Origin of the sequence: Bradyrhizobium sp. NBAIM08 (genome assembly GCF_020193935.1) — a bacterium.
Taxonomy (GTDB): Bacteria; Pseudomonadota; Alphaproteobacteria; order Rhizobiales; family Xanthobacteraceae; genus Bradyrhizobium; species Bradyrhizobium yuanmingense.
In genome coordinates this window covers 1-390 of the sequence record NZ_JADYVR010001199.1, presented here as the reverse complement: position 1 = coordinate 390, position 390 = coordinate 1, and the positions used below count along the sequence as shown (strand labels likewise).

Here is a 390-nt window from a genome sequence, read left to right as displayed (position 1 = left end):
TCGTTGTCATGCGGCCTGGGTCGGGATCGTGTCGTTGGTGTGGGTGATCTGGTTGTTGCCATCAACGTACACCAGCTTCGGCCTGAAGCTGTCAGCTTCCTGCTCGGTCATGCTGGCGAACGCGGCGATGATGATGATGTCACCGACCTGCACGTGGCGCGCGGCGCCACCGTTGAGCGAGACAACGCCGCTGCCGGCTTCGGCGCGGATGGCATAGGTCGAGAAACGCGCACCATTGGTCACGTCCCAGATGTGCACCTGCTCGAACTCGCGGATGCCGGTGGCAGCCAGCAGGTTGTCATCGATGGCGATCGAGCCTTCGTAGTTCAGCTCGGAATGGGTGACGGTGGCGCGATGGATCTTGGTCTTGAGCAGGGACAGGTGCATGGG

General features: G+C 62.1%; 1 protein-coding gene. It reads right to left on the bottom strand.

Going from position 1 to position 390, the window contains the following annotated elements; all coding sequences use genetic code 11:
- Nucleotides 1–6: 6 nt before the first annotated feature.
- Nucleotides 7–387: an aspartate 1-decarboxylase gene (gene panD / locus I6F37_RS44130; protein ID WP_014646751.1), complete on the bottom strand. Its 381-nt coding sequence runs from the start codon at nt 385–387 to the stop codon at nt 7–9.
- Nucleotides 388–390 lie beyond the last annotated feature (3 nt).